Raw genomic sequence first — 25,093 nt, 5'->3', positions numbered from 1 at the left:
TGGATCATCCTGCGGGGCAGGCCGGTTCCCATTAAGGCGTGGCGAGATGTCGTGAGGGGCAAGGGGCCTTGTCCAGCAGAGCTTTTCGTCATACCCATGTCACTGTTCCGCTGAGATTGGCGTGACCGTGATAGGCGAAACTCGCAGCATCATGCTCTGCCCGATATGCTGTCCGACAGCGCTGGACGCATATTTTCATTTTCCCCGCTCATGCCTGCCGGCATCTATTGTGCCGCAGATCCCGACCCTTTAGAATTTCGTTTAATTACAGCAAGTCCTGAGCCGCCATCTGGCTTTATCAGGTGTGGAATCCCATCTTCTTCATGATGAATGCAAATAACAGGTGGTTGGTATGACGGGGGTTGCGCCAGGCAATAACATATCAGCCTATCACTTCGGTGATTATGTCTTTGATGTCAAAAGACGAGAGTTGATCTTCTGTGCCGACAAGGACAACTTGCAAAGCGCCCGGGTGGTGCGCTTGTCATCGGCAGAGAGCCTCATTTTCAGCTATCTGCTCGATCACCATGACGAGGTGTGCGACAAGGATCTGTTGCTCGAAATCGGCTGGTTGGGTCGCCCCATCAGCCCCAACTCCCTGAACGTGGCCATCGCCAATATTCGTCGCCACTTCATCTCATCCCCCCAGACGCTGGATATCAGAAGTACCCCGAAAAAAGGGTACTCCCTGCATCTTAACTGCAAGATGAAGAGCTATTACGGCAAGGCACTGCCAACAGAGAGTGAGCCCTTGCCCGAGCCGATGAGCGAGCCCACGCCTGCAGCGGCTGCGCAGCCACCGTCGACATCACCAAGCTCCGACCACGAGGTCATCAAAGAGCCTGCTGCTCCCCGTTCTTTTGGTGAGCGCGCCAAACTTGTCTTTCTCAGCGGTATCGGGCGGCCAATGCTGGCAAGGGGCCTGATATACGTCAATCTGCTACTGGCTGTGCTGGTGGCGTTTTTCGCCAGCTATCTCCATTTCGAGTGGCTCCATGTGCACTGCACCGACTCGCCGACCGGCGTTGTTTGCCAGATGGAGGCACGGAGCGATGTGCCACCAGTCAAACCGGCATCGCTGGTGCTGGTCTCCGGCCACCAGGTTCGCGTGCTCTCCTATAAAGAGCTCGAAAAAACGCTGTAAGGGATCTCTGATGAAACGAACGCTGAAAAATACCTTGCTGCTGTTGCCACTGCTTGTCGTGCTGCTGTTTGTGGTCGGGATGTTTATCAACAGTCTGGGCTGCCATTACGACCTGAAAATGTCGGCCAATGGAGTCAACTATCACGGGGTGTGCCGCTGGGGCAAAATTACCGTGATCGAAGAGGAGGAGGCGACCAGGGAGAAGTGGCGGGTGACCGGTTTTCAACTGACCTTTTTCAACCAGCTTGTTTACCTCATCGACAGTCGTACCCAACTGCACGAATCGGGTAACGATGACTCCTATCTCAATGAGTACAACCTGATCCAGTCGCAATATGCGCTGGTCAACTATGCCTGGGTGCCGCTGACTGAAAACAAGGTGGCGATCTTCCAGCGCGATCCGGTGCACGAGGTCGTGATTGCCCAGCGAGATGGCTGGTTCGATCTCTACCGCTGGTTCTTCCCCCCGGCACCACTGGTGCCTGTTCAGCCGCAAAGCGCAGGTGCCGGGCATCCCGCTAGCTTCTAAGCAACTTGCACCAGGGGCCGGTGACCTCGCAGTGGCCTGTCTCATCACTGTTTTGCCAGCCCAGCCGATGGTAGAAGGCTACTGCCGCCGTGTTGCGGGTCGCAACCTTGAGCGAGCCGTGCGGCGAATCAGCGAGGGCCCGCTCCAGCAGGGCGCGCCCTATCCCCTGACCGTGCCAGTCGCTTGACACATAGAGGTGATGGACGAAGTGATCGGGCTGCCAGATGGCGATAAAGCCGCAGATATTGCCTCCCTGTTCGGCTACCCACACCTGTTCACCTTTGGTCTGTTCCTCGAAATCCTCGAGTTGGAAACGGGCGGGATCGACCCAGTGAAAGGTGTGGCGGCGGCTCTTTAAAAACAGCCGGGCCAGTTGGGGAATGTCGTGTTCTTCCATGAGCCGGATCATGATGCCCTCCCGGATCAAGCCAATGTTCATTGAGGCAGCTGCACAGCGGCAGGTTAATCGATGCAAATGACAAGGGTGTGATTAAGCACTGTCCATTGTATTTGCCATGGGGCTATACTGCCGGAGTCCCTTGTATGGATGGCTTGAGGATCGCTGATTTATGGACAATAAACTGATTGAAGGCAACATTTTTGTTCCGGCGCACATAGACGATGTCTGGCACGCCTGGACTACCGAAAGCGGTCTGCGCAGTTTTCTGGCTCCCGAATGTTTGATGGTGGCCGAACCGAATGGTCCTTTCGAGATCTACTTCAGGCCTGATGCCCCGCTGGGTGAACGTGGCAGTGAAGGGTGCCGGGTCATGGCCGTCATGCCCTATGACTTGCTCAGTTTCAGCTGGAATTTCCCGCCCAGTCTACCCCATATCCGCCAGCAAAAGACCCAGGTTTGCCTGCGCTTTGTGCCGGAAGGGCAGGGTACTCGCCTCTACTTCCTCCAGAGCGGTTGGGCTAATGATCCGGATTGGGATCAGGGTTATGCCTATTTTCGGGAAGAGTGGCTGGAGACCAGCCTGCCACGGTTGCAGTACCGTTTTACCCACGGCCCCATCGACTGGAACAATCCTCCCGACAAGGCGCAGCTGAAGGCGCTGGCCCAGTAATCCCGGATGTCAGACATAAAAAAACCGGCCAAAAGGCCGGTTGAAACAGTTCAGGCTTGTCAGGTGACAAACGTATCCAGCGGATGAGAGTCGCTTTCCACTCCTTGTGAAGCACAACACTCTTGGTTACGTGCGGCTACTTTATGCCATTCACACTGAATCGAGGCTGAACCATGGATGATCCCGCCTCGTTCCCCTCTTAAATCAGATAGTGATCCCCATCGACTGGCGCAAGTAAGCGCCCGCACCGAGCAGCCCCGGCCCTTCATGGGTGATCAGAAACACCGGGATCTCCTTGAGGTAGGACTTGAAGCGCCCCTTGTCTTCAAAGGCGACCCGGAAACCGGAACCGGTAAAGAACTCCTGGAAGCGCGGTACTATGCCACCTGCGATATAGACACCGCCAAAGGTGCCCATATTGAGGGCCAGATTGCCGGCAAAGCGGCCCATCAGCACGCAGAACAGGCTCAGGGTGCGACGGCAATCGAGGCACTCCCCGGCCAGTGCGCGTTCGGTAATGTCTTTGGGGGCAAACGGCTCGGGCTCACGGCCATCGGATTTCACCAGCCCGCGATAGAGATTGACCAGACCCGGGCCGGAGAGGAAACGCTCTGCCGAGACATGGCCCAATTCGCCTCGCATTACTTGCAGCACCGCATCTTCCTCTTCGGTGTTGGCAGCAAAATCCACATGACCACCTTCACCCGGTAAGCTCAGCCACTGCTCACCCGCCTTGACCAGATGGGCGACCCCAAGGCCGGTGCCTGCACCATAGATGGCGATGGGCTTGCCCGCTACCGGCGCGGCGCCGCCAAGCTGGATGCGATCCGATTCAGCCAATACCGGCACAGCCATCGAGACCGCAGTAAAGTCGTTGATCACTTGCAGGCGTGCCAGCCCGAGATTGCTCTGCATCTCGCTGATGGAGAACTCCCAGCTGTGGTTGGTCATGGCAACCCAGTCACCGTTGATGGGGCAGGCGATGGCGATGCAGGCTTCAGCCACCTGAACCTTGTGTTCCTCCAGATAGAGGCGTACCACGGCTTCAAGGCTGGGATGGGCCAGACCTGAGTAGGTCTTTGCCTGAGAGATAGTACCGGTGGCCAGCTCACACAGGGCCAGACGCGCATTGGTGCCGCCGACATCGCCGACCAGCGCATGGGTATGCTGCATAACAACTCCTTCGTTACAGGATGGGGACGACTCTGGTGTCCCGAGATTATTGTTGGATTATGACGGCCCATTCTATCCGAGCTCAGGCTTGCTCACCCGCCGGATCGATACAAACGTGCGCCTGCTCACAGTGTTGTTGCTTTGCAACATTTGTAAGCGCTTTCATGGCTAGGTGACGTTTTGTAACGAAAAGTACGAAATAATTAGAGATGAGTCATACTTTGTATGGCAGGCGTTAGTTGCGATAACCGCTTGTCTTGTATAGTCCTTAGCTTGAATGGAAACTTGCTTAGCCGTAGATTGAGTGCAAAGACACTGAAGCTAAATTACAAAAACGCCTGGTGGTGATGATGAATACCCTTGATAAAATTACGAACAACTTGGAAAGTTTCAGTAAATCAGAACGCAAGGTTGCCGAGGTGATCCTGGCGTCTCCCCAGACCGCCATCCACTCCAGCATCGCCGCTCTGGCCAAGATGGCCGACGTCAGTGAACCGACCGTCAACCGCTTTTGCCGCCGTCTCGATACCAAGGGCTTTCCTGATTTCAAACTCCATCTGGCCCAAAGCCTGGCCAATGGCACCCCTTACGTTAATCGTCATGTGGAAGCGGAAGATGGGCCGGATACCTACACCGCCAAGATTTTCGAATCCACCATGGCCTGTCTGGATGCCGCCAAAAATAGCCTGGACATCTCTGCCATCAACCGCTGCGTCGATATCCTGACCCAGTCCAAGAAGATCAGCTTCTTCGGCCTTGGTGCCTCCTCCGCCGTTGCCCGCGATGCCCAGAACAAATTCTTTCGCTTCAACATTCCGGTAGTGAGCTTTGACGATATCGTCATGATGCGCATGAGCTGCATCAACAGCAGCGAAGGGGATGTAGTGGTGCTGATCTCCCACACCGGTCGCACCAAGGCGCTGGTAGAAATCGCCGCGCTGGCCCGCGAGAACGACGCCACCGTGATCGGCATGACCGCCAAGGACTCCCCGCTGGCCCGCGAGTGCAATCTGGTGCTCTCCATGGATGTGCCGGAAGATACCGATGTCTATATGCCGATGGCATCCCGCATCGCCCAGCTGGCGCTGGTGGATGTGCTGGCGACCGGTTTTACCCTGCGCCGGGGGATGAAATTTCGCGAAAATCTGAAGAAAGTAAAAGAGGGATTGCGCGAATCCCGCTTCGAAACCCCGCACTCTTCCTGAACCGTCGGGGGCTCTGGCCCCCGACTGTCTATGCCACCCGCCTTGGTGTAGTATTGTAATTTAATAACAAAAACCACCCAGATGGTTTGCAAACGGGTGCATCGAGCCATGGGCTTGATGGGGCAGAATCTCAAGTCATATCAACTTCATATTGGAGTCTTTCATGCCTAGACGTACAAAGATTGTAACCACACTCGGTCCGGCTACCGACCGCGAAGGGATCCTCGAAGGGATCATCCGCGCCGGGGCCGACATGGTGCGGATGAACTTCTCTCACGGCACTGCTGAAGACCATATCCTGCGCGCCAATCAGGTGCGTGACATTGCTGCCAAGCTCGGTCGTCACGTCGCCATCATGGGTGATCTGCAAGGCCCGAAAATCCGTGTTTCCACTTTCAAGGATGGCAAAATCTATCTGGCCATCGGTGACAAGTTCATTCTCGACGCGGCGCTCGGCAAGGGTGAAGGTTGTCAGGAGCAGGTCGGTATCGACTACAAGAGCCTGCCAGACGATGTGGTACAGGGCGACATCCTGCTGCTGGACGATGGCCGTGTACAGCTGAAGGTCGAGCAGGTTGAAGGCACCCGCATTCACACCACGGTGACCGTGGCCGGGCCGCTCTCCAACAACAAGGGCATCAACAAGAAAGGGGGGGGGCTCTCCGCTCCGGCCCTGACCGAGAAAGACAAGGAAGATATCAAGACTGCCGCCCGTATGAACGTGGACTATCTGGCAGTCTCCTTCCCCCGTTGTGGCGATGATCTGCGCTACGCCCGCGAGCTGGCCCGCGAAGCCGGTTCCAATGCCAAGATCGTGGCCAAGGTTGAGCGCGCCGAAACCGTCGCCACCGATGAGGCGATGGAAGACATCATCCTCGGCTCCGACGCCGTCATGGTTGCCCGTGGCGATCTGGGTGTCGAGATCGGTGACCCCGAGCTGGTTGGCGTACAGAAGAAGCTGATCCGCCACTCCCGTCGTCTCAACCGTGTGGTGATCACCGCGACCCAGATGATGGAATCGATGATCAATGCGCCGCTGCCGACTCGTGCAGAGGTCATGGACGTGGCCAACGCCGTGCTGGATGGTACCGATGCGGTGATGCTCTCTGCCGAGACTGCTGCCGGTCAGTTCCCCATCGAGACCGTGACCTCCATGGCGAGCGTATGTGTCGGTGCCGAGAAGCACCCGAGCCTGAACGTCTCCAACCACCGCATGAGCTACACCTTCACCTCGGTAGAAGAGGCGGTGGCCATGTCCACCATGTACGCGGCCAACCACCTGGAAGGGGTCAAGGCGATCGTGGCGTTGACCGAGTCCGGCACCACGCCGCTGCTGATGTCCCGTATCAGCTCCGGTCTGCCGATCTTCGCCATGTCTCCCCACAACAAGACCCTGGCCTGGACCAACCTCTACCGTGGCGTCACTCCGGTGATGTTTGATGGTGACGAGACCAAACCGGTCTACGAAGTGTGCCGCGACGCGCTGGCTGTGCTCAAGGATAAGGGGCTGTTGCAGAGCGGTGACATGGTGCTGCTGACTCACGGTGACAAGATGGAAACCGTGGGTAGTACCAACACCTGCAAGGTGATGATGGTCGAATAAGCCCGTCCGGTTTTACTGTGCTTAACAAGGCTGCTCCTCTTTGATGAGCAGCCTTTTTGTTAACCGCTGTCGTGCTGTGGCGGGATAAACAGGACTCAATGATTGCTTAACCGGATTCCCCTTCCGATAATGCGGGAGTGATTTTGACCGGGTAGCCTGTTGTAGGTGATCGCCCCAGGTAACCCAGACACTCGACAATACGGGAGTGAAAAAATGAACAAGCGTAACTGGTTGCTGGCCCTGTCACTGAGTCTGGCCTTCTCACCCTGTTATGCCGACTGGGCCAAGCTCAAGGCCGCAGCGTCCGATCTCGGAGCGGCAGTGAGCGAGACCAGCAAGGAGGTGTGGCAGGATGTCAGCGATTTTTCCAAAAAGAGCTGGGCTTCCATCTCGGCCTGGGGGGAGGATGCCTTCAATACCGCCGGGGTCTGGACCGACAAGAGCATCGCGACCGGCAAGGAGTGGCTGAAGGCGGCCGACAAGGAGCTCAACGAGATGCTCAACCCCAAGACGGCGAAAGAGGCGAGGATCGCGCTCAATACCATGGCCGACACTGCGCTGATCCGGTTGTTCAACGAGCAGCCATCAGCCAAGTTGTTGTTTGACAAGGCTTATGGCTATGCAGTGTTCGATTCGCGCAAGTTCTCCCTGATGCTGCATACCAATCAGGGGGCCGGGGTGGCGGTCAATCGCAAAACCGGCAAGCACACCTATATGAAGATGTTTGGTGCGGGTCTGGCGGCCGGGATTGGCGGCAAGTTCTATCAGCAGGTGATCCTGTTTGAAGACAAGGCCAGATTCGATGCCTTCGTGACCCAGGGGTGGGAAGCCACCTCCGAAGTGGGCGTGGTGGCCGGCAAGGAGAGCGCTGAGCTGACCGCCAAATACAATGGCGGCATGGCGATCTACCAGATTGGCGAGAAGGGCCTGCTGCTCGATGCCAATATTTCCGGCTCCAAGTACTGGATTGACAAGGACTTGACTCAATAAGGTGACCCGCCTCTGCCGGTTACGTACCAAGGTTCCACTACCGGCAGTAGAGCTCGTTTTTTACACATTTTATCCTGCTGATGACCCCGTAATACCCCTTGCCTAGCATGATGTTTATCTGATTGGCACTCTAATTGCTTGTTGCATGACAGCGTCAATGATTTGTCTGGGGATGGAAAATGGAAATTAGTGCAAGCAGCCTGATGCAAGAGATGCAGGCGCTCAAGATCGAAGCAGGCGCAACACCGCTGGCACAACCCGGTCGTCAGGTAACCTCCGACTTTGGTCTGCTGCTGCAACAGGCGCTTGGCAACGTCAACGAGCTGCAAGGGGCCGCCAATGACCTGCGTACCCGTTTCGACATGGGCGACAAGTCGGTGGATCTGGCCGAGGTGATGATTGCGGGCCAAAAATCGTCTATCGCCTTTGAAGCCACGGTACAGGTGCGCAACAAGATGGTCGATGCCTACAAAACCATCATGAACATGCCGGTATAAGCGACGCCAATAAACCATGACGACTGAACATCATGAACATGTCAGCAATAAGGACATAAATCGTGGCTACTGACCAAAACGGCGATCTGCTGATAAACGATGAGGGCACCGCCGCCCTCGATGAAAATGAGCAGAAGAGTTCGGCGCTGGGCTTCCTGTCCAACACCGATGTGCTGCGGCAAATCACCCTGATCCTGGGGCTTGCCATCTGTCTGGCCATTGCGGTGTTTATCCTGCTGTGGGGCAAGGAGCCGGACATGCGTCCCCTCGGCACCTACACCACCCAGGAGCTGGTTAAGACTCTCGATTTCCTCGATCAGCAGAAGATCCCCTACGAGGTGGATGGCAAGAGCGTGCTGGTCAACGCCGAAAGCTACCCCACTATCCAGCTGGCCCTGACCCGTGCCGGTCTTGCCAATGCCACCGATAGCAGCATCGGTGGTGAAGATATCCTGCTCAAAGATTCCAGTTTCGGCGTCAGCCAGCGGATGGAGAGCGAACGTCTGAAGCTGAGCCGCGAGCGCCAGCTGGCGAGCGCCATCGAGCAGTTCCAGAATGTGGCCAAGGCCCAGGTGCTGCTGGCTATCCCGAAAGACAACGTGTTTGCCCGCAACGAACGCAAACCCAGTGCCACCGTGGTACTCAACCTGAAAGGGGCGGCGCTGGGGCAGGGGGAGGTGGACTCTATCGTCGATATGGTTGCCTCTGCGGTACACGGCCTCGAACCGACTCGTGTCACCGTCACCGACCAGAATGGCCGCCTGCTCAACTCCGGCTCGCAAGACCCGATCTCGGCCCAGACTCGCAAAGAGTTTGCCATGCAGCAGAAGCAGGAGATGGAGTACAAACAAAAAATTGACGCCATCCTGATCCCGGTGCTGGGTGCCGACAACTATACGGCGGAAGTGGATCTCTCCCTCGACTTCTCTCAGCAAGAGCAAACCCGCAAGACTTACAACCCGGATCTGCCTGCAGTGCGCTCCGAAATGACCATGGAAGAGAACAGCGCCAGCGGCAGCAATGGTGGTGTTCCCGGCGCGCTCTCCAACCAGCCCCCTGCCGCCTCCAATATTCCCGAGGAGGCGACCGGTGGTGATGGTGCCGGCGCTGCCGCTTCGGGCCGTTCCCGCAAAGAGGCGACTCGCAACTTCGAACTGGATACTACCGTCAGCCATACCCGTCGCCAGATGGGTGGCATTCGCCGCATGACCGTCTCGGTTGCGGTGGATTACAAAGCGGTGCCAGGTGCCGACGGGGCCGTGACCCGTGAGGCGCGCACCCAGGCGGAACTCGATACATTGCGTCGTTTGCTGAGCGGTGGCCTTGGCTTTGATGTGACCCGTGGTGATACCCTTGAGGTGGTCGCGATTCCGTTCAATCGTCCAGAGCTGGATACTGTGGCCGAGGTGCCGCTCTACGATCAGCCCTGGTTCTGGCGTGCGGTGCGCATCGCCGCCTCGGTACTGGTGATCATCGTCTTGATCGTTACCGTGGTTCGCCCCATGCTCAAGCGACTGCTCTATCCGGATGCCAAACCGGAAGGGGAAGTGGATTTCGACAACCACACCGTACTGGGTGGCGATGACGAGTTGAGTCTGCTGTCAGCACAAGTCGAGAACGATCAGGTATTTGGTGTCCGCGATGGCCAGCTTAAACTGCCGGATCTGCACCGTGATGAAGACTTGCTCAAGGCGGTCCGTGCGCTGGTGGCGAACGAGCCGGATCTGGCCGCTCAGGTCATTAAAGAATGGGTAACGAACAAAGATGCCTGAAGAAAAGAAGAGTCAAGTCACCGGCAATGACATCACCGACAGTCAGCGCCAGATCCTCGACCAGATGTCGGGAATGGAGATGGCTGCGGTGTTGATGCTGAGCCTCAATGAAGAGGATGCCGCCCAGATCTTCCGTCATCTCGAGCCCAAGCAGGTGCAGCGGCTCGGTATGTCGATGGCCTCCATGTCCGACTTCAGTCACGATCGGGTGGCGGCGGTGCACCGTCAATTCATCGACGATATCCAGAAGTACACCAACATCGGTATCGGCAGCGAAGACTTTGTGCGCAAGGCGTTGGTGGCGGCCCTTGGCGAGGACAAGGCGAGCAATCTGGTGGACCAGATCATTCTCGGTTCCGGCGCCCGCGGTCTCGATTCGCTCAAGTGGATGGATGCCCGTCAGGTGGCCAGCATCATCCAGAACGAACACCCGCAGATCCAGACTATCGTGCTCTCCTATCTGGAGCCGGAGCAATCCGCCGAGATCCTGAGCCAGTTCCCGGAGCAGGTGCGCCTCGATCTGGTGATGCGTATCGCCAACCTCGAAGAGGTACAACCGGCGGCATTGCAAGAGTTGAACGACATCATGGAGAAACAGTTCGCCGGTGCGGCCGGTGCCCAGGCAGCTAAGATGGGCGGCCTGAAGGCAGCCGCCAACATCATGAACTACCTGGATACCAACATCGAAGGACAGCTGATGGACTCCATCCGCGAGTCGGACGAAGAGATGAGCCAGCAGATCCAGGATTTGATGTTCGTGTTCGAAAACCTCATCGATGTGGACGATCGCGGCATCCAGACCATGCTGCGGGAAGTGCCTGGGGATCTGCTGCAACGCGCCCTCAAGGGCTCCGACGATCAGATGCGCGAGAAGATATTCAAGAACATGTCCAAACGTGCGGCCGAAATGCTGGCGGACGATCTGGAGGCCATGGGGCCGATCCGGGTCTCCGAAGTGGAGGCTGCCCAGAAAGAGATCCTCTCCATCGCCCGTCGTCTGGCGGATGCTGGCGAGATCATGCTGGGCGCCGGTGGCGGCGAGGAGTTCCTCTAAGCCATGGCCCATAAACCGAATTGCGATGCCAACTCCGCATCAGGCAGTGGTGAGGAGCCGCGCAAAGCATGAACAACAAACTGCGTGGGTATGTGCGCCCCGAGGGCGATGATGCCCGGGTTGAGACTTGGGGCTGGCCCGAGATGGAGGTCGAGGTAGAGGCGGGAGCGCCCACCAATGCCCTCGGCCTGGCCCCTGACTGGTATCAGCAGGAAGAGGAGGTGGTGGAGCCGGAGCCCGAACAGGAGCCGGCCCCCAGCATCACCGCCGAAGAGCTTGAAGCGATCCGTCAGGCCGCCTGGGAAGAGGGGATGGCCGAGGGGCGCGAGTCCGGTTATGCCAAGGGAATGGAAGAGGGCAAGCTGGAAGGATTGCAACAGGGCCACTCTGCCGGTCTCGAACAGGGGCGCGAGGAGGGGCTGGCTATGGGCCGCGAGCTGGTGGAGCAGGAGATCGCCCACTGGCAGGGGCTCGCCGCCCGCCTTGCTAATCCGCTTAACGAGCTGGATCATGCGGTGGAGCAGCAGTTGGTCTCGTTGGTGATGCAACTGGCCCGCGCGCTTATTCGTCACGAAGCGGAGACCTCTCCTCGCATTTTGCTGGAGGCGCTCAAAGAGGGGCTGGCTTTGCTGCCCGCCGCCGAGCAGGGGGTGACTCTGATGTTGCATCCCGACGATATCGCGCGAATCGAACAGGCATTTGGCGCCGAAGAGTGTGCCAAGCGCCACTGGCGATTGCAGAGCGATCCCACCCTCTCCCCCGGCGATCTGCAACTGGCTACCGAGCTCTCCAGCATCGATTTGACCCTCTCCGCGCGCATCGATCAGTTGCTGCGCAACTTCTTGCGGGACAATGCGTCGCAGAAACCGGCTTCGCCGGACTCACGCCCATAACCGATGCCGGACGTTGCCGTCCGGCTGCACTTTTTAGCTCTCAGGAGGCCAGATGAGTGGCTCGCTACTGAACCGGTTGCAAGGGTACAAGGTACGCGACAGTGCCCCCAAACCGCCGGTCGCCGGCAAATTGACCCGGGTGGTGGGGCTGACCCTCGAAGCCATCGGCTGTCGCGCAGCTATCGGTGCCCTCTGCCGCATCGATACCCTTGATGGGACGCTGGAGGCTGAAGTGGTCGGTTTTTCTGGCGATCGCCTCTATCTGATGCCGAGCGAGCAGCTCAAGGGGGTGATCCCCGGTGCCCGGGTGGTGCCCATCACCGAAGAGCACGGCATTCCGGTTGGTATGAACCTGCTTGGTCGGGTCATCGATGGCATCGGCCAGCCACTCGATGGGCTCGGCCCCATTCTATCCTCCCAGACCGTGCAGTTTGCCCAGCACCGCATCAACCCGCTCTCTCGCCGCCCGATCCATCAGCCGATGGACGTGGGGGTGCGTGCCATCAACGCCGTGCTGACGGTGGGTCAGGGCCAGCGGATGGGGCTGTTTGCCGGTTCCGGTGTCGGCAAATCGGTGCTGCTGGGCATGATGACCCGCGGCTCGGTGGCGGATGTGGTGGTGGTCGGCCTCATCGGTGAACGGGGCCGGGAAGTGAAAGAGTTTATTGAAGACATTCTGGGCGAGGAGGGGCGTGCCCGCTCCGTGGTGGTAGCGGCTCCCGCTGATGCCTCGCCGCTGATGCGGCTAAAGGGGTGTGAAACGGCGCTGGCCATCGCCGAGTATTTCCGCGATCAGGGGCTTAATGTGCTGCTCTTGATGGATTCACTGACCCGTTATGCCCAGGCCCAGCGTGAGATTGCGCTGGCGGTGGGCGAGCCGCCAGCGACCAAGGGTTATCCGCCCTCGGTATTTGCCAAATTACCGGCGCTGGTGGAGCGGGCGGGTAACGGCAGTGACGGCCAGGGCTCCATCACCGCCTTCTTCACCGTCCTGACCGAGGGGGATGACCTGCAAGATCCCATTGCCGATGCGGCGCGGGCGATCCTCGATGGCCACATAGTGTTGTCGCGCGAGCTGGCCGATGCGGGCCACTATCCGGCTATCGACATCGAGAAGTCCATCAGCCGGGTCATGCCCATGGTGACCTCGCCGGAACATATGGATCTGGCGCGCACCCTCAAGCAGTTCTACTCCCTCTATCAGCAGAACCGGGATCTCATCACCATCGGTGCCTACAGTCAGGGTTCCGATCCTCGTATTGACCGCGCCATCATTCAAAAACCCTATCTGGATCAGTTCTTGCAGCAGGGGATGCGCGAGGTCATTCACTACGATGATGGCCTGCAAGCCTTGCAGATGGTGGCTATGCCATTGATGCGCTGATGATGGTCGGTAACAGAGAGGTCGACGATGAGTAAAGGGTTGGTATTGTTGGCCGATCGGCTGGTGGAAGCGGAGCAGCAGTGTGCGCTGGCACTGGTGAAGGCGCAGCAGGATCTCAAGCTGTTCATGGATCAGCAAAATGCCCTCAACCAGTACCGCCAGATCTATCACCAGCAGTGGACCGATCGCGGCCTGCAGGGGATTTCACCCCAGCAAAACACCCAGTATCACGCCTTTATCAACAAGCTCGAACAGGCAGCGACCCAGCAGTACGAAGGGATGTTGCAGGTGCGTCAGGCGCTGGAACAACGCCGTGAAGAATGGCTGGCTGCTCAGCAGCGGCGCAAGGCGGTGGAGCTGTTGCTGGAGAAGCAAGCGAGCCGCGAGCAGCAGAAAGCCCAGCGTCAGGAGCAGAAGATGCTGGATGAGTACGCCATGTTGCGACGCTTTCATCAATCTGGCCTGTAACTTGCTTTGATATGGACATTGTCGGCGGCCATCTCTTTGGGGGCCACCAGAATTCAGGGATCCCATCATGATGCAGACACTGTTGACACAAACGCCTTCGGCTGCGGCCAACGGGTTGGACAAAGCGCCTCTGAGCGGTTCCGTCGAGAGCAAAAGTATCGATGGGGGAACCGGCAGCGACAGCAAGGGGGATTTCGCCACCCTGATTGCCAAGGCCCGGAACAGCGAACAGGGCGCCGCCGAGGCCACTCAGGGCGGTAACCATGTCCGATCAGCCAAATCTTTGGCGACCGAGAGCGCCTCTCCCAAAGAGGAGACCGGCAAGGAGCAGGATCCTGACGCCGACAACAAGGTGGAGGAGGTCCCTGCCACCGACTTTCTGCTGCGCCTGCAAGACTCCCTCAAGCTCGATACCTCGCTAGTGACGCCCCAGCTGGCGGTGGCTGCCCAACAGAGCGCCACTGCGATAGACGGCAATCCGTTGCCGCAAGAGGGTGAGCTGGAGGGGATTGCGCTTGATGAAAGCGAGCAGACTCCTGCCGCTGCCAGGATTGCCCAACAGCTTGCCGGTCAGACCGGGGCGCAGTCGCCGCTGGCGACGACCGCCAACTCGACTCCAGAAACCACCGTATCGTCTTCCGCGGCGCGAGTGGTGGCGAAGGGCGATGCGTCTGCTGCCGTTCTCTCCTCTGAAGGTGAAGATGCCGCCACTACTGCGGATGAGCAGACCGGGGAGAAAGCCTCTGCCAAGGGCGAAACCCTCGGAGCAGATGGCAAGCACACCAAGCCCCTCACGGGGGCAGAGCGGATGGCCCAGCTGGCCAAGGTGCTGCCGGTCGATGAGTCGGCAAGCACCGCCAAATCCGCTGAGTCACTCGCTGCAAAAGAGGCTGGCGACAGCAAATCCGATCTCGCCGCCAGCAATGCTTTGACTAACAAGGGGCAGGCGACGCAAGCTGCGACTCAGGGGGCTGCGCTCAAGGCCTTCAGCGAGGGGCTTTCAGCTACCGTAGAGGGGCATGATGGTCATAAAAGTGCGGGCAATAGCAGGGCTAAGGGGAATCAGATTGACGAATTGCTTACCGTTAAACAGGAAGAGCTATTAACAGAAAAAGAGAGGGGCGACAGCAAATCCGATCTCGCCGCCAGTAATGCTTTGACTAACAAGGGGCAGGCGACGCAAGCCGCGACTCAGGGGGCTGCGCTCAAGGCCTTCAGCGAGGGGCTCAAGCAGTCTGAGGCGGGCGCTGCAACCACTTCAGCAACTGCGGATGGAAGTGGGGTAGCTGGCAAGGGGGCAGAAAAGAGTGCTGCCGAGGGAAGCCTGCAGCCAGCCACCGCCGCTAATCAAGGTTCGGCGCCCGTGGCGACGGCGCAAAGTGCCGCAGAAAGTGCCGCAGCCCAGGGCCGCGTGACGACAAATGCGACGACTCCGACCGATAACGCTGCCGCTCCCGTGATGGTGGCGCCGCAGCAGGTGTTGGCACAGGCTGAATCTCAGGGGCCGCAAGCGCCGCTGTCGACCATTTCAGCCGGCATCAAGCAGATGGAAGTGACCGGCACCGACGAGGTGCGCAAAGCGGTTTCGCTTGAGGTAAAACCGAAGGCCGGTGAGGCGGAGAAGAGCCTGGTTGCGACGACATCTAACAGTGAGAGCAGCCCGAGCCAGACCGTTCAGCATGGCCAGAACAGCCAGACTCAGCCACAGGTAGCCGATAGCCGGGCGCCCGCCGCTGAGACGACGCTGCGCCGTGAGCCGCAGAATTTACCCCATTTGAAGCTGGCCAGTCAGGAAGCACCTGCCGAATTGCACCAGAAGGTCAATGTGATGCTGGCCGAAAAACTGCAACAGGCGGAAATTCAGCTCGACCCACTCGGCCTTGGCAAGATGAAGATCCAGATCCAGATGGGAGCTGACAGCCAGGCCAACGTCCATTTTGTGGTACAACATGGACAGACCCGCGAGATGCTGGAGCAGGCGATGCCTCGGCTGCGTGACATGCTGGCAGGGCAGGGGATCCAGCTTGGTCAGACGCAGGTGCAGCAGCAGTCGCAGCAACAGCAGCAACAGGGCCAGCCCACCTTTAACGGGCAGGGGCAGAGTAGTGGTCAGTCGCGGTCCGGTAACGGGCTGGTTGAAGGGGAACTCACCACTTCCAACCCCAGTTTGCTGGTGGAATCGACAAACGGTTCCGGAATTGATTTCTATGCTTGATGCAATCCCGAGTAAGTTTATGATATCGAACAAGTTTGAGACTAGGGTGGACAAGGGATGGCTGACGATAACGAGTTGACGCTAAAAGACCCGGCTGCGGGCAAGAAAAAGAAGCTGATCATTATCATTGCCCTGGCGGTTATTTTGCTGGGCGGTGGTGGTGCTGGCGCCTTTCTGATGCTCTCCGGCTCCGATAAACCGCCTGCTGAAGCGGCGGAAGGTGCCGAGGCCGCACCCAAGGAGGAAGCGCCTAAACCTTCCCTCTATGTCGGTATGCCGCGCCCCTTTGTCTTCAACGTTGCAGGTGCCCAGCGAGATCGACTGGTGCAGATCAAGATCCAGCTGATGGTGCGCGGTACCGCCGACGAGACGCTGGCCAAACAGAATATCCCCCTGATTGAAGGCACCTTGCTGCGGGTATTCAGCGCAGCCAGTGCCGAACAGCTGATGACCTTTGAAGGCAAGGAGAAGCTGCGCAAGGATTCACTGGAAGAGTGCCGTCGGGTGCTCAAGGACCTGGTCTCTTCCCCCGTTATCGAACAAGTGCTGTTTACCGGCTTTGTAATGCAGTAGGTGAAGCGTGAGCGATCTGTTAAGTCAGGACGAAATTGATGCCCTCTTGCACGGTGTCGATGATGTCGAAGAGGAAGAGATAGGCGGCGCTGGAGACCCCGGCGTAGCCCAGTTTGACTTCTCCTCCCAGGACCGCATCGTCCGTGGTCGCATGCCGACGCTGGAGCTGGTGAATGAGCGTTTCGCCCGCCATATGCGGATCAGTCTGTTCAACATGATGCGTCGTACCGCCGAGGTCTCCATCAACGGGGTGCAGATGCTCAAGTTTGGCGAGTATGTTCATACCCTGTTTGTGCCGACCAGTCTCAACATGGTGCGCTTCCGCCCGCTCAAGGGGACGGCGCTCATCACCATGGAGGCCCGACTGGTCTTCATTCTGGTGGAGAACTTCTTCGGTGGCGATGGCCGTTATCACGCCAAGATTGAGGGGCGCGAGTTCACGCCGACCGAGCGGCGCATTATCCAGATGCTGCTCAAACTGGTGTTTGAGGATTACAAGGATGCCTGGGCGCCGGTGATGGATGTGGGGTTCGAGTATCTCGACTCCGAAGTGAACCCTGCGATGGCCAACATCGTCAGCCCGACCGAGGTGATCGTGGTCAGCTCGTTCCACATCGAGCTCGATGGTGGCGGCGGCGACTTCCACGTGGCGATGCCTTATTCCATGCTGGAACCGATCCGCGAGCTGCTGGACGCCGGTGTGCAGAGTGACAAGGGGGATACCGACGTACGCTGGAGCAAGGCGCTGCGTGACGAGATCATGGACGTCAAGGTGGAGCTGCGCGCCAAGCTGCTGGAGACCGAACTCACCCTGCGTGAGCTGATGGAGCTGCGACCTGGCGATATCATTCCGGTCGATATGCCGGAAAATTTGCTGGTCTTTGTCGAGGACTTACCCACTTTCCACGCCAAGATGGGCCGTACCAAGGATAATGTGGCGCTCAAGATCACCGACAAGCTCAAACGTCCGGAAGGGGTCAAGACGGAGATGCATCTGGTGACCCGGGGCGGGGTACGAATTGATGGCGAGGCCGAGCTGGAAGAGCTCGAGCGCAGTATCGAAGATCAACAGCGATAATTGACGGTTTATTACGGTAAACGGTCACGAAGTAGCATAAGGAAACAAGATGAGCGGAACTGAGGAAGAGGATCTGATGGCTGATGCCTGGGCTGCGGCTCTGGAGGAGCAGGTGACGGCGGAAGCCAAGCCAGCTCCGCTGGAAGAGTTGAAAGATGATGCCCCCATCAGTGCCGAGGAGCGTCGCAAGCTCGACACCATTCTCGATATTCCGGTCACTATCGCCATGGAGGTGGGCCGCAGCCAGATTAGCATCCGCAACCTGTTGCAGCTGAACCAGGGCTCGGTGGTGGAGCTGGATCGTGTTGCAGGCGAGCCGCTGGATGTATTGGTCAACGGTACCCTGATCGCTCACGGCGAGGTGGTTGTGGTGAACGACAAGTTCGGTATCCGCCTGACTGACGTCATCAGCCAGATTGAACGGATCAAGAAGCTTAAATGATGCGCCTCCTGTTGTTATTGCTGCCTGTTCCGGCCTTTGCCGAGACAGCGGCATCTGCCAACGTGCCTAGTCTGAGCTCCTGGTTGCTCTCCAGTCTGATGGTGATTGGTCTCATTCTGGTGCTGGGCTTTCTGCTCAAGAAGAGCAAGCTGGCGACCGCCATGGGGGGCGGCCAGATGCGGGTCATCGCCTCGTTGCCGGTGGGTTACAAAGAGAAGCTGCTGGTGGTCAAGGTGGGCGAACAGCAACTGCTGGTCGGCGTAACACCGCAGCAGGTCAATTTTCTCTACCGGCTGGAGGAGCCGCTGGATGAAAACCAGCCACAGGCGTTTTCCCAGCAGCTTGGCAAATTGATGGGCAAGCATGAAAAAAGCTAACGGCTTATGGCTGAAAACGGGGCTGTTGGTCAGCCTGCTGATACCACTGTTTTGCTCTTGGCCTGCGTTGGCACAGGACGCCATGTCGGCGGTGACCGTCAAGACCATGGGGGATGGCTCTCAGGAGTACAGCCTGACCCTGCAAGTGCTGGCGCTGATGACCGCGCTCTCCTTCTTGCCGGCCATGGTGATCATGATGACCTCGTTTACCCGCATCATTGTGGTGTTGGGTATCTTGCGTCAGGCGATAGGTCTGCAGCAGAGTCCTTCCAACCAGGTGTTGATCGGCATCGCCCTGTTCATGTCGTTCTTCATCATGTCGCCGGTGCTGGATCGCATCAATGATGAGGCGTTGCAGCCCTATCTGGCCGAGACCATTCAGGCAAAGGAGGCGCTGGAGCGGGCCGAGTTGCCCATCCACCAGTTCATGCTGGCCCAGACCCGGATCAAGGATCTCAACACCTTTATGGAGATCGCCAACGTGCAGGTGGAGAAACCTGCCGATGTGCCGCTACGGGTGCTGATCCCGGCGTTTGTCACCAGCGAGCTGAAGACCGCCTTCCAGATTGGTTTTATGCTGTTCCTGCCGTTCCTGGTCATCGATCTGGTGGTCGCCAGTATCCTGATGGCGATGGGGATGATGATGCTCTCGCCGATGATCGTTTCGCTGCCTTTCAAGCTGATGCTGTTCGTGATGGTGGATGGCTGGAACCTCATTCTGGGGTCGTTGGCCAACAGTTTCGGACTGGGTGCCGGTTAGTCGGTCGAGTGCAAGGAGCCCCCGAACATGAGTCCTGAAACCTTTATCGACGTCTTTCGCGAGGCGCTCTGGCTAGTTACCATTATGGTGACAGCCGTGATTCTGCCCAGCCTCGCTATCGGGCTGGTGGTAGCCATTTTTCAGGCGGCCACCTCCATCAACGAACAGACCCTGAGCTTTCTGCCTCGTCTCATCGTGACACTGTTTGCGCTGGGTGCTGGTGCTCACTGGGGTCTGCAGAGTCTGATGGACTTCTTCATACTGATGGTGAATCAAATCCCCGAGGTGGTGGGATGACCTACACAACCGCTCTGATCATGGAGTGGTTGTCTTCCATCCTCTGGCCGCTGGCGCGGGTGAGCAGTCTGCTGATGGTGATGGCGGTGTTCGGCAGCCGCCTTGCTCCTGCGCGGGTACGGATGGGGCTGGTTCTTGCTATCACCTTTCTGATTGCCCCGCTGCTTCCGAAAATGCCCCCTATCGAGCTCTTCTCTGCCGGCAGCTTTCTGGTATTGGGCCAGCAACTGCTGATCGGAATTGCCCTCGGCCTGATGACCCAGTTTCTGATGGAGAGCTTCGTGATGGCCGGTCAGGTCATCGCCATGCAGACCAGCCTCGGTTTTGCCACCCTGGTGGATCCGATGAATGGCCAGTCGGCACCAGTGGTGGGTCAGTTTTATCTGATGCTGGCGACCCTGGTGTTTCTGGCGCTGGATGGTCATCTGGTGATGCTGCGGCTGGTGATCCTCAGTTTTGAGACCTTGCCGGTGTCGGACTCAGGGCTCACTTTACCGGCCATCCGTACCCTGATCGGTTTTCTCGGTGTGATGTATCAGGCTTCACTGGTGATGGCCCTTTCTGCCATCGTTGCCTTGCTGCTAATCAACTTCGCCTTTGGCGTCATGACCCGGGCGGCGCCGCAGCTCAACATTTTCAGTATCGGTTTTTCGGTCAGCATGATGTCAGGTCTGCTGATCCTCTGGCTCACTATCGGCGGGTTCCTCGGCCACTTCGACATCATGTGGGAGCGGGTGCAGGAGGTCAGCTGCGAGCTGATCAACACCCAGTGCTTCGGGGGCGCTCATGGCTGATACCGACCAGGAACGTACCGAACAACCCACGGGCAAACGACTGCAACAGGCCCGTGAAAAAGGGCAGATTGCACGTTCAAAAGAGTTGGGGACCGCCTGTGTTCTGCTCTCGGCGGTATTTGGCCTGTTGATGTTCAAGGGCTCGCTGGCGACCGCCATGGTCAAGGTCGTTACCATGGGCTTTACCCTGGACAGGGAGCAGGCTTTTGATCCCAATGCCATGATCGCCATGGTGCCGGCGCTGCTGGGGGAACTGGTGCTTCCGCTGGGGCTGTTGTTCGCTCTGGTGGCGATTGCCGCCTTTATCGGCAACACCCTGATGGGAGGAATGAACTTCTCCACCGAAGCCATGATGCCCAAGTTCAGTAAACTGAGTCCGCTCAGCGGCATCAAGCGGATGTTCGGGGTGCAGTCGCTGATCGAGCTGGTCAAATCTATCGCCAAGGTGGTGTTCATCACCCTGTTTGCCTGGTGGATGTTATCCAGCCAGTTCAATCACCTGCTCAACCTCTCTATGGAGGGATTTCCCGGCGGTATTATCGATGCGCTGGAGCTGTTTCTCTGGATGTTGATCATCCTCTGCTGTGCCCTGCTCCCCATCGTGGCCATCGATGTGCCGTTCCAGCAGTGGAACCACATGCGTCAGCTCAAGATGACCAAACAGGAGGTCAAGGACGAGTTCAAGGACAGCGAAGGCAAGCCCGAGGTAAAGGGCAAGATCCGTCAGTTGCAGATGCAGATGGCGATGCGCCGGATGATGGGGGATGTACCCAAGGCCGATGTGGTGATCACCAACCCGACCCATTACTCGGTAGCGCTCAAGTATGATGCGGGCAAACCCGGTGCCGCGCCCAAGGTCGTGGCCAAGGGCACCGATGAAATTGCAATGAAGATCAGGGAGATCGCCAGAGAGTACGAGATCCCCATCATGCCGTCACCAGCTTTGACCCGGGCTATTTACCACTCAACCGAGCTGGGCCACGAGATCCCGGAAGGGCTGTTTGCGGCGGTTGCCCAGGTGCTCGCCTATGTCTTCCAGCTCAAGAAATTCCGTCGTGGTCAGGGGCGCCGTCCCCAGCCGCTGGCTAAAGATCTACCCATCCCGACGGAATATCGCAAATGACAAAGTTCTGACGTAGTCAAAATAAATCCATTGAATTTCAAAGCCTTGTATTGTTGGCTTGATGTTTGCTTTAATCTGGCACCAGCAGGTTGAAATTGAGAAGCGCGATGGAATTCAAGGCAGTATTGGGCCAGTTCAAAGAGTACCGGGGAGTTTTGGGCAAAGGCCTTGGAACCCCTCTGCTGGTATTGGCCGCGCTCGGCATGGTGGTGTTGCCCATCCCGCCGTTGATGCTGGATGTGCTCTTCTCCTTCAACATTGCTCTCTCCATCGTGGTGCTGCTGGTATCCGTCTATACTCGCCGCCCCCTCGAATTTGCTGCCTTCCCGACCGTACTGCTGCTCGCTACCTTGCTGCGGTTAGCGTTGAACGTTGCCTCGACCCGGGTGGTGTTGCTGGAAGGTCACAATGGTAGTGCGGCGGCCGGTCATGTGATCGAGGCATTCGGTAACGTGGTGATCGGCGGCAACTATGCGGTCGGCATCATCGTTTTTACCATCCTGATGATCATCAACTTTGTGGTCATTACCAAGGGTGCCGGGCGGATCGCGGAAGTGAGTGCCCGTTTTACCCTTGATGCGATGCCGGGCAAACAGATGGCCATCGATGCCGATTTGAACGCCGGCCTTATCAATCAGGAAGAGGCGAAGAAGCGTCGTCAGGATGTAACCCAGGAAGCTGACTTCTACGGCTCCATGGATGGTGCCTCCAAATTCGTCAAAGGGGATGCCATTGCGGGTATCATGATCCTCTTTATCAACATCATCGGCGGCTTCATCATCGGGATGATGCAGCACCAGCTGACCTTCAGCGAATCGGCCGAGATCTATACCCTGTTGGCCATCGGTGACGGTCTGGTGGCGCAGATCCCCTCCCTGCTGCTCTCAATTGCAGCAGCCATCATAGTGACCCGTCAGAATACCGATCAGGATATGGGAACCGCGGTGCTGGGTCAGCTGTTTGACAATCCCAAGGCGCTGATCATCTCTGCCGGGATTCTACTGATGATGGGACTGGTGCCGGGGATGCCGCATTTTGCCTTCCTGAGTCTGGGGGCTCTTGCCGCCGCTGGCGCCTGGTGGTTGCTGCGCCGCGAGAAACTGGCGGCCGCCAAAGCGGCCAAGGGTGAGTTGCTGCCGGCCACTGCCGAACAACCTCATGAGCAGAAAGAGCTGAGCTGGGACGATGTGATGCCGGTGGACATCATCGGGCTTGAAGTGGGTTATCAACTGATCCCGCTGGTGGATCGCAATCAGGGGGGCGAACTGCTCAACCGGATCAAAGGGGTGCGCAAGAAACTCTCGCAAGAGCTGGGCTTTCTGGTCCCGGCCGTCCACATTCGCGACAACCTGGATCTGGCGCCAAACCAATACCGCATCACCTTGATGGGGGTCAGTACCGGCGAGGCCAATGTCTACCATGATAAGGAGATGGCCATCAATCCGGGGCAGGTGTTCGGCCAGATCCAGGGGATAGCGACCCGGGATCCCGCCTTCGGGCTGGAAGCGGTCTGGGTTGCCAAGGAGATGGTCTCTCAGGCACAGACGCTGGGGTATACGGTAGTGGATACCGCGACCGTGGTGGCTACCCATCTGAGCCAGATCCTGACCAACCATGCGGCTCTGTTGCTGGGTCATGACGAGGTACAACAGCTGCTCGACATGATTGGCAAACATCAGAGCAAGCTGGTCGAAGGGCTGGTGCCGGAAGTGATCAGCATGGGTAACCTTGTGAAGGTATTGCAGAATTTGCTCAATGAAGGCGTGCCAATCCGCGATATGCGCACTATCCTGCAGACCCTGGTTGAATACGCGCCGCGCAGTCCGGATCCGGAAGTGCTAACGGCCGCTTGCCGGATTGCCCTGCGTCGCCTGATTGTGCAGGAGATTGCAGGCCCGGATCCCGAGTTGCCGGTGATTACCTTGGCGCCGGAATTGGAACGTATATTGCATCAATCCTTGCAGGCAGGTGGTGGTGATGGTGCCGGTATTGAACCGGGTCTGGCTGAGCGGATGCAGCGTTCGCTGGTGGAAGCCACTCAACGACAAGAATTGGAAGGCCAACCGGCCGTGCTTCTGACATCGGGGATCTTGCGCAATACCCTGGCGAAATTTGTCAAGAATGCCATTCCTGGATTGCGCGTTCTGTCTTATCAGGAAGTGCCCGACGACAAGCAGATCCGCATCGTCAGTGCGGTAGGGCAGAACTAGTTAGCGGAGACGACGGGTGAAGATTAAGCGGTTTTTTGCCAAGGATATGCGAACGGCTCTGGCCGAGGTCAAGGAGACTCTCGGGCCTGACGCCGTCATCATGTCCAACAAGAAGGTCACCGGAGGGGTAGAGATAGTCGCCGCAGTCGATTATCAATCCCAGGTTCCGGGGCCCAAAGATGCGCCGGTTCGCCGTCAGCTGAACGATGAGAGCGTCAATATTTCGTCTGCTGCACGGCAGATGATCCGCCCCGAGCCGTCGCCGGCGAAGGAGCAGAACGAACATTATGCCGATACCCTGGCCGCCTTGCTGGCGCGCCAGCAGAAGCTCAAGCCGGGCAATGGGGCGCCAATGGGCAATACCCAATCGTCCGGGCTGGCCGCTGCCAATGCAGCGCCCAGAACATTGGCCGAGCAGGGGCAATGGGGCGCCGCCCCGGAACCTGCCAAGCCCAAAGCCCGAGTTGCGTCCGGCCAGCGCGCCCCTCAACCTGCCCAGCGGGATCAGGAGATGGAAGGGATGCGCAAGGAGATGGCCAGCATCCGTAAATTGCTGGAGCACCAGATCTCCGGGCTGATGTGGCAAGAGGTGGAGCGCCGCGAACCGATGCGGGCCCTGTTGATCAAGGAGCTCAAGAAACTGGGCTTTGATGATGCGTTTGCCGATCAACTGGCGGGACTGATCCCCGAAGATATGTCCATCCATCAGGCGATGGCCCAGTTGGCCGAGGTGCTGACGGCCCAGCTCAAGATCAGTGAGGACGAGATCATGCGTCAGGGCGGCGCGGTGGCGCTGCTTGGCCCGACCGGGGTGGGCAAAACCACCACTATTGCCAAGCTGGCGGCCCGTTTCGCCATGAAGTATGGCGCCGAGCAGGTGGCGCTGATCACCACCGACAACTACCGGATTGGTGCCCATGAACAGCTGCAGACCTATGGTCGCATCATGGGGTGTCCGGTGCGGCAGGTGCGTGATGCAGAAGAGCTGGCCAATGCCCTTTATCAGTTCCGCCACCGTCGGCTGGTACTTATCGATACGGCTGGAGTTGGCCAACGGGATATCCGGCTGACCGAGCAGCTCGATACCCTGGTCAAGAATGCCAAGGTGCGGATCCGCAGTTATCTGGTGATGTCGGCAACTTCCCAGCGTCGGGTGATGCAGGAGGCGGTTGACCATTTCCGGCGTATTCCATTAAGCGGCTGCATACTTACCAAATTGGATGAAAGTCTGAATCTGGGCGAAGTGATTAACGTGTGTATCCAGAATTCATTGCCCATCAGCTATATCACTGACGGACAAAGGGTTCCGGAAGATATTCAGGTTGCCAATGCGGCGCAGCTCGTCGGGGCTGCCATGGGCTCGCTGGAGCGAGAAACAGAGGAGCCCTATTTCTGGGGCGCAGGCTTTGGCGAGGCCGAAGATTCGGAGTTTTATGAGTAAC

Annotated in this window: 24 protein-coding genes and 1 pseudogene; 23 read left to right on the top strand and 2 right to left on the bottom strand. The window is 58.1% G+C overall.

The window, feature by feature from the left end; all coding sequences use genetic code 11:
- Nucleotides 1–430: 430 nt before the first annotated feature.
- Together ACTG2U_RS07095 and ACTG2U_RS07090 are read left to right on the top strand one after the other, a co-directional pair.
- Entirely contained in the window at nucleotides 431–1,144 is a 714-nt protein-coding gene (locus ACTG2U_RS07095) for a winged helix-turn-helix domain-containing protein (protein ID WP_439974279.1), read from the top strand.
- Nucleotides 1,145–1,154: 10 nt separating this feature from the next.
- Complete coding sequence (locus ACTG2U_RS07090) at nucleotides 1,155–1,673, top strand: hypothetical protein (protein WP_439974278.1); 519 nt, start codon at nucleotides 1,155–1,157, stop codon at nucleotides 1,671–1,673.
- On the opposite strand, the gene ACTG2U_RS07085 is transcribed toward ACTG2U_RS07090, so the two are convergent.
- On the bottom strand, nucleotides 1,663–2,082 hold the full coding sequence (locus ACTG2U_RS07085; RefSeq protein WP_158109532.1) for a GNAT family N-acetyltransferase: 420 nt from the start codon (nucleotides 2,080–2,082) through the stop codon (nucleotides 1,663–1,665). The two genes, ACTG2U_RS07090 and ACTG2U_RS07085, sit on opposite strands and share 11 nt — an antisense overlap.
- A 160-nt stretch (nucleotides 2,083–2,242) precedes the next feature.
- Between ACTG2U_RS07085 and ACTG2U_RS07080 the strand changes: the two genes are divergently transcribed.
- Entirely contained in the window at nucleotides 2,243–2,743 is a 501-nt protein-coding gene (locus ACTG2U_RS07080; RefSeq protein WP_005334766.1) for an SRPBCC family protein, read from the top strand.
- 204 nt (nucleotides 2,744–2,947) lie between these two features.
- Here ACTG2U_RS07080 and glk read toward each other — a convergent pair.
- Nucleotides 2,948–3,919: pseudogene (gene glk / locus ACTG2U_RS07075) on the bottom strand (glucokinase); the annotation flags it as partial.
- Between the two features lie 347 nt (nucleotides 3,920–4,266).
- Here glk and ACTG2U_RS07070 point away from each other — a divergent pair.
- The 20 genes from ACTG2U_RS07070 (at nucleotide 4,267) to flhF (ending at nucleotide 25,092) form a co-directional block, all read left to right on the top strand.
- Nucleotides 4,267–5,121 carry a MurR/RpiR family transcriptional regulator gene (locus tag ACTG2U_RS07070; protein WP_005334759.1) on the top strand — a complete coding sequence of 285 codons (855 nt, stop codon included), beginning with the start codon at nucleotides 4,267–4,269 and terminating at the stop codon, nucleotides 5,119–5,121.
- A gap of 163 nt (nucleotides 5,122–5,284) precedes the next feature.
- The gene (gene pyk / locus ACTG2U_RS07065) at nucleotides 5,285–6,724 is read left to right on the top strand and encodes a pyruvate kinase (protein ID WP_005353698.1); all 1,440 of its coding nucleotides are present in this window, start codon (nucleotides 5,285–5,287) and stop codon (nucleotides 6,722–6,724) included.
- Between the two features lie 213 nt (nucleotides 6,725–6,937).
- Complete coding sequence (gene befA, locus ACTG2U_RS07060; protein WP_069555618.1) at nucleotides 6,938–7,714, top strand: beta cell expansion factor BefA; 777 nt, start codon at nucleotides 6,938–6,940, stop codon at nucleotides 7,712–7,714.
- 179 nt (nucleotides 7,715–7,893) lie between these two features.
- Nucleotides 7,894–8,211 (top strand): flagellar hook-basal body complex protein FliE, encoded by a 318-nt coding sequence (fliE, locus tag ACTG2U_RS07055; protein ID WP_005353687.1) that lies wholly within the window; start codon nucleotides 7,894–7,896, stop codon nucleotides 8,209–8,211.
- Between the two features lie 62 nt (nucleotides 8,212–8,273).
- On the top strand, nucleotides 8,274–9,983 hold the full coding sequence (fliF, locus tag ACTG2U_RS07050; protein ID WP_429013762.1) for a flagellar basal-body MS-ring/collar protein FliF: 1,710 nt from the start codon (nucleotides 8,274–8,276) through the stop codon (nucleotides 9,981–9,983).
- Nucleotides 9,976–11,037 (top strand): flagellar motor switch protein FliG, encoded by a 1,062-nt coding sequence (fliG, locus tag ACTG2U_RS07045; protein WP_005334749.1) that lies wholly within the window; start codon nucleotides 9,976–9,978, stop codon nucleotides 11,035–11,037. The genes fliF and fliG overlap by 8 nt, the downstream gene beginning before the upstream one ends.
- A gap of 68 nt (nucleotides 11,038–11,105) precedes the next feature.
- On the top strand, nucleotides 11,106–11,930 hold the full coding sequence (gene fliH, locus ACTG2U_RS07040) for a flagellar assembly protein FliH (RefSeq protein WP_429013756.1): 825 nt from the start codon (nucleotides 11,106–11,108) through the stop codon (nucleotides 11,928–11,930).
- Between the two features lie 52 nt (nucleotides 11,931–11,982).
- Complete coding sequence (fliI, locus tag ACTG2U_RS07035) at nucleotides 11,983–13,314, top strand: flagellar protein export ATPase FliI (RefSeq protein WP_005334747.1); 1,332 nt, start codon at nucleotides 11,983–11,985, stop codon at nucleotides 13,312–13,314.
- A gap of 27 nt (nucleotides 13,315–13,341) precedes the next feature.
- The gene (fliJ, locus tag ACTG2U_RS07030) at nucleotides 13,342–13,782 is read left to right on the top strand and encodes a flagellar export protein FliJ (RefSeq protein WP_439974277.1); all 441 of its coding nucleotides are present in this window, start codon (nucleotides 13,342–13,344) and stop codon (nucleotides 13,780–13,782) included.
- A gap of 67 nt (nucleotides 13,783–13,849) precedes the next feature.
- The gene (locus ACTG2U_RS07025; RefSeq protein ID WP_439974276.1) at nucleotides 13,850–15,997 is read left to right on the top strand and encodes a flagellar hook-length control protein FliK; all 2,148 of its coding nucleotides are present in this window, start codon (nucleotides 13,850–13,852) and stop codon (nucleotides 15,995–15,997) included.
- Between the two features lie 57 nt (nucleotides 15,998–16,054).
- Nucleotides 16,055–16,570: a flagellar basal body-associated protein FliL gene (fliL, locus tag ACTG2U_RS07020; RefSeq protein ID WP_005334744.1), complete on the top strand. Its 516-nt coding sequence runs from the start codon at nucleotides 16,055–16,057 to the stop codon at nucleotides 16,568–16,570.
- Between the two features lie 7 nt (nucleotides 16,571–16,577).
- On the top strand, nucleotides 16,578–17,648 hold the full coding sequence (fliM, locus tag ACTG2U_RS07015) for a flagellar motor switch protein FliM (protein WP_005334736.1): 1,071 nt from the start codon (nucleotides 16,578–16,580) through the stop codon (nucleotides 17,646–17,648).
- A 49-nt stretch (nucleotides 17,649–17,697) separates the two neighbouring features.
- Nucleotides 17,698–18,090, top strand: a complete 393-nt coding sequence (gene fliN, locus ACTG2U_RS07010; RefSeq protein ID WP_005298791.1) for a flagellar motor switch protein FliN — start codon at nucleotides 17,698–17,700, stop codon at nucleotides 18,088–18,090.
- A complete protein-coding gene (fliO, locus tag ACTG2U_RS07005) occupies nucleotides 18,087–18,467 on the top strand; it encodes a flagellar biosynthetic protein FliO (protein WP_005362049.1) in 381 nt (126 codons plus the stop codon). Before fliN ends, fliO begins: the two co-directional genes overlap by 4 nt.
- Complete coding sequence (gene fliP, locus ACTG2U_RS07000) at nucleotides 18,454–19,227, top strand: flagellar type III secretion system pore protein FliP (protein WP_005334729.1); 774 nt, start codon at nucleotides 18,454–18,456, stop codon at nucleotides 19,225–19,227. The genes fliO and fliP overlap by 14 nt, the downstream gene beginning before the upstream one ends.
- A 27-nt stretch (nucleotides 19,228–19,254) precedes the next feature.
- A complete protein-coding gene (gene fliQ, locus ACTG2U_RS06995) occupies nucleotides 19,255–19,524 on the top strand; it encodes a flagellar biosynthesis protein FliQ (protein ID WP_076491417.1) in 270 nt (89 codons plus the stop codon).
- A complete protein-coding gene (gene fliR, locus ACTG2U_RS06990; protein ID WP_416004147.1) occupies nucleotides 19,521–20,318 on the top strand; it encodes a flagellar biosynthetic protein FliR in 798 nt (265 codons plus the stop codon). The genes fliQ and fliR overlap by 4 nt, the downstream gene beginning before the upstream one ends.
- The gene (gene flhB / locus ACTG2U_RS06985) at nucleotides 20,311–21,441 is read left to right on the top strand and encodes a flagellar biosynthesis protein FlhB (protein WP_021229880.1); all 1,131 of its coding nucleotides are present in this window, start codon (nucleotides 20,311–20,313) and stop codon (nucleotides 21,439–21,441) included. Before fliR ends, flhB begins: the two co-directional genes overlap by 8 nt.
- Before the next feature lie 107 nt (nucleotides 21,442–21,548).
- A complete protein-coding gene (gene flhA / locus ACTG2U_RS06980; RefSeq protein WP_005353675.1) occupies nucleotides 21,549–23,651 on the top strand; it encodes a flagellar biosynthesis protein FlhA in 2,103 nt (700 codons plus the stop codon).
- 16 nt (nucleotides 23,652–23,667) lie between these two features.
- Nucleotides 23,668–25,092 (top strand): flagellar biosynthesis protein FlhF, encoded by a 1,425-nt coding sequence (gene flhF, locus ACTG2U_RS06975; RefSeq protein ID WP_255909084.1) that lies wholly within the window; start codon nucleotides 23,668–23,670, stop codon nucleotides 25,090–25,092.
- Nucleotide 25,093 lies beyond the last annotated feature (1 nt).

Origin of the sequence: Aeromonas sp. 95A, from assembly GCF_051919235.1 — a bacterium.
GTDB classification, from domain to species: Bacteria; Pseudomonadota; Gammaproteobacteria; order Enterobacterales; family Aeromonadaceae; genus Aeromonas; species Aeromonas veronii.
The sequence above is the reverse complement of the archived record's forward strand: the minus strand, read 5'-3'. Positions and strand labels throughout refer to the sequence as shown.

Coding starts and splice junctions, on each gene's coding strand:
- ACTG2U_RS07090 (WP_439974278.1), top strand. CDS start 1,155: ATGAAACGAACGCTGAAAAATACCTTGCTGCTGTTGCCACTGCTTGTC.
- ACTG2U_RS07085 (WP_158109532.1), bottom strand. CDS start 2,082: ATGATCCGGCTCATGGAAGAACACGACATTCCCCAACTGGCCCGGCTG.
- ACTG2U_RS07080 (WP_005334766.1), top strand. CDS start 2,243: ATGGACAATAAACTGATTGAAGGCAACATTTTTGTTCCGGCGCACATA.
- ACTG2U_RS07070 (WP_005334759.1), top strand. CDS start 4,267: ATGAATACCCTTGATAAAATTACGAACAACTTGGAAAGTTTCAGTAAA.
- pyk (WP_005353698.1), top strand. CDS start 5,285: ATGCCTAGACGTACAAAGATTGTAACCACACTCGGTCCGGCTACCGAC.
- befA (WP_069555618.1), top strand. CDS start 6,938: ATGAACAAGCGTAACTGGTTGCTGGCCCTGTCACTGAGTCTGGCCTTC.
- fliE (WP_005353687.1), top strand. CDS start 7,894: ATGGAAATTAGTGCAAGCAGCCTGATGCAAGAGATGCAGGCGCTCAAG.
- fliG (WP_005334749.1), top strand. CDS start 9,976: ATGCCTGAAGAAAAGAAGAGTCAAGTCACCGGCAATGACATCACCGAC.
- fliH (WP_429013756.1), top strand. CDS start 11,106: ATGAACAACAAACTGCGTGGGTATGTGCGCCCCGAGGGCGATGATGCC.
- fliI (WP_005334747.1), top strand. CDS start 11,983: ATGAGTGGCTCGCTACTGAACCGGTTGCAAGGGTACAAGGTACGCGAC.
- fliJ (WP_439974277.1), top strand. CDS start 13,342: ATGAGTAAAGGGTTGGTATTGTTGGCCGATCGGCTGGTGGAAGCGGAG.
- ACTG2U_RS07025 (WP_439974276.1), top strand. CDS start 13,850: ATGATGCAGACACTGTTGACACAAACGCCTTCGGCTGCGGCCAACGGG.
- fliL (WP_005334744.1), top strand. CDS start 16,055: ATGGCTGACGATAACGAGTTGACGCTAAAAGACCCGGCTGCGGGCAAG.
- fliN (WP_005298791.1), top strand. CDS start 17,698: ATGAGCGGAACTGAGGAAGAGGATCTGATGGCTGATGCCTGGGCTGCG.
- fliO (WP_005362049.1), top strand. CDS start 18,087: ATGATGCGCCTCCTGTTGTTATTGCTGCCTGTTCCGGCCTTTGCCGAG.
- fliP (WP_005334729.1), top strand. CDS start 18,454: ATGAAAAAAGCTAACGGCTTATGGCTGAAAACGGGGCTGTTGGTCAGC.
- fliQ (WP_076491417.1), top strand. CDS start 19,255: ATGAGTCCTGAAACCTTTATCGACGTCTTTCGCGAGGCGCTCTGGCTA.
- fliR (WP_416004147.1), top strand. CDS start 19,521: ATGACCTACACAACCGCTCTGATCATGGAGTGGTTGTCTTCCATCCTC.
- flhB (WP_021229880.1), top strand. CDS start 20,311: ATGGCTGATACCGACCAGGAACGTACCGAACAACCCACGGGCAAACGA.
- flhA (WP_005353675.1), top strand. CDS start 21,549: ATGGAATTCAAGGCAGTATTGGGCCAGTTCAAAGAGTACCGGGGAGTT.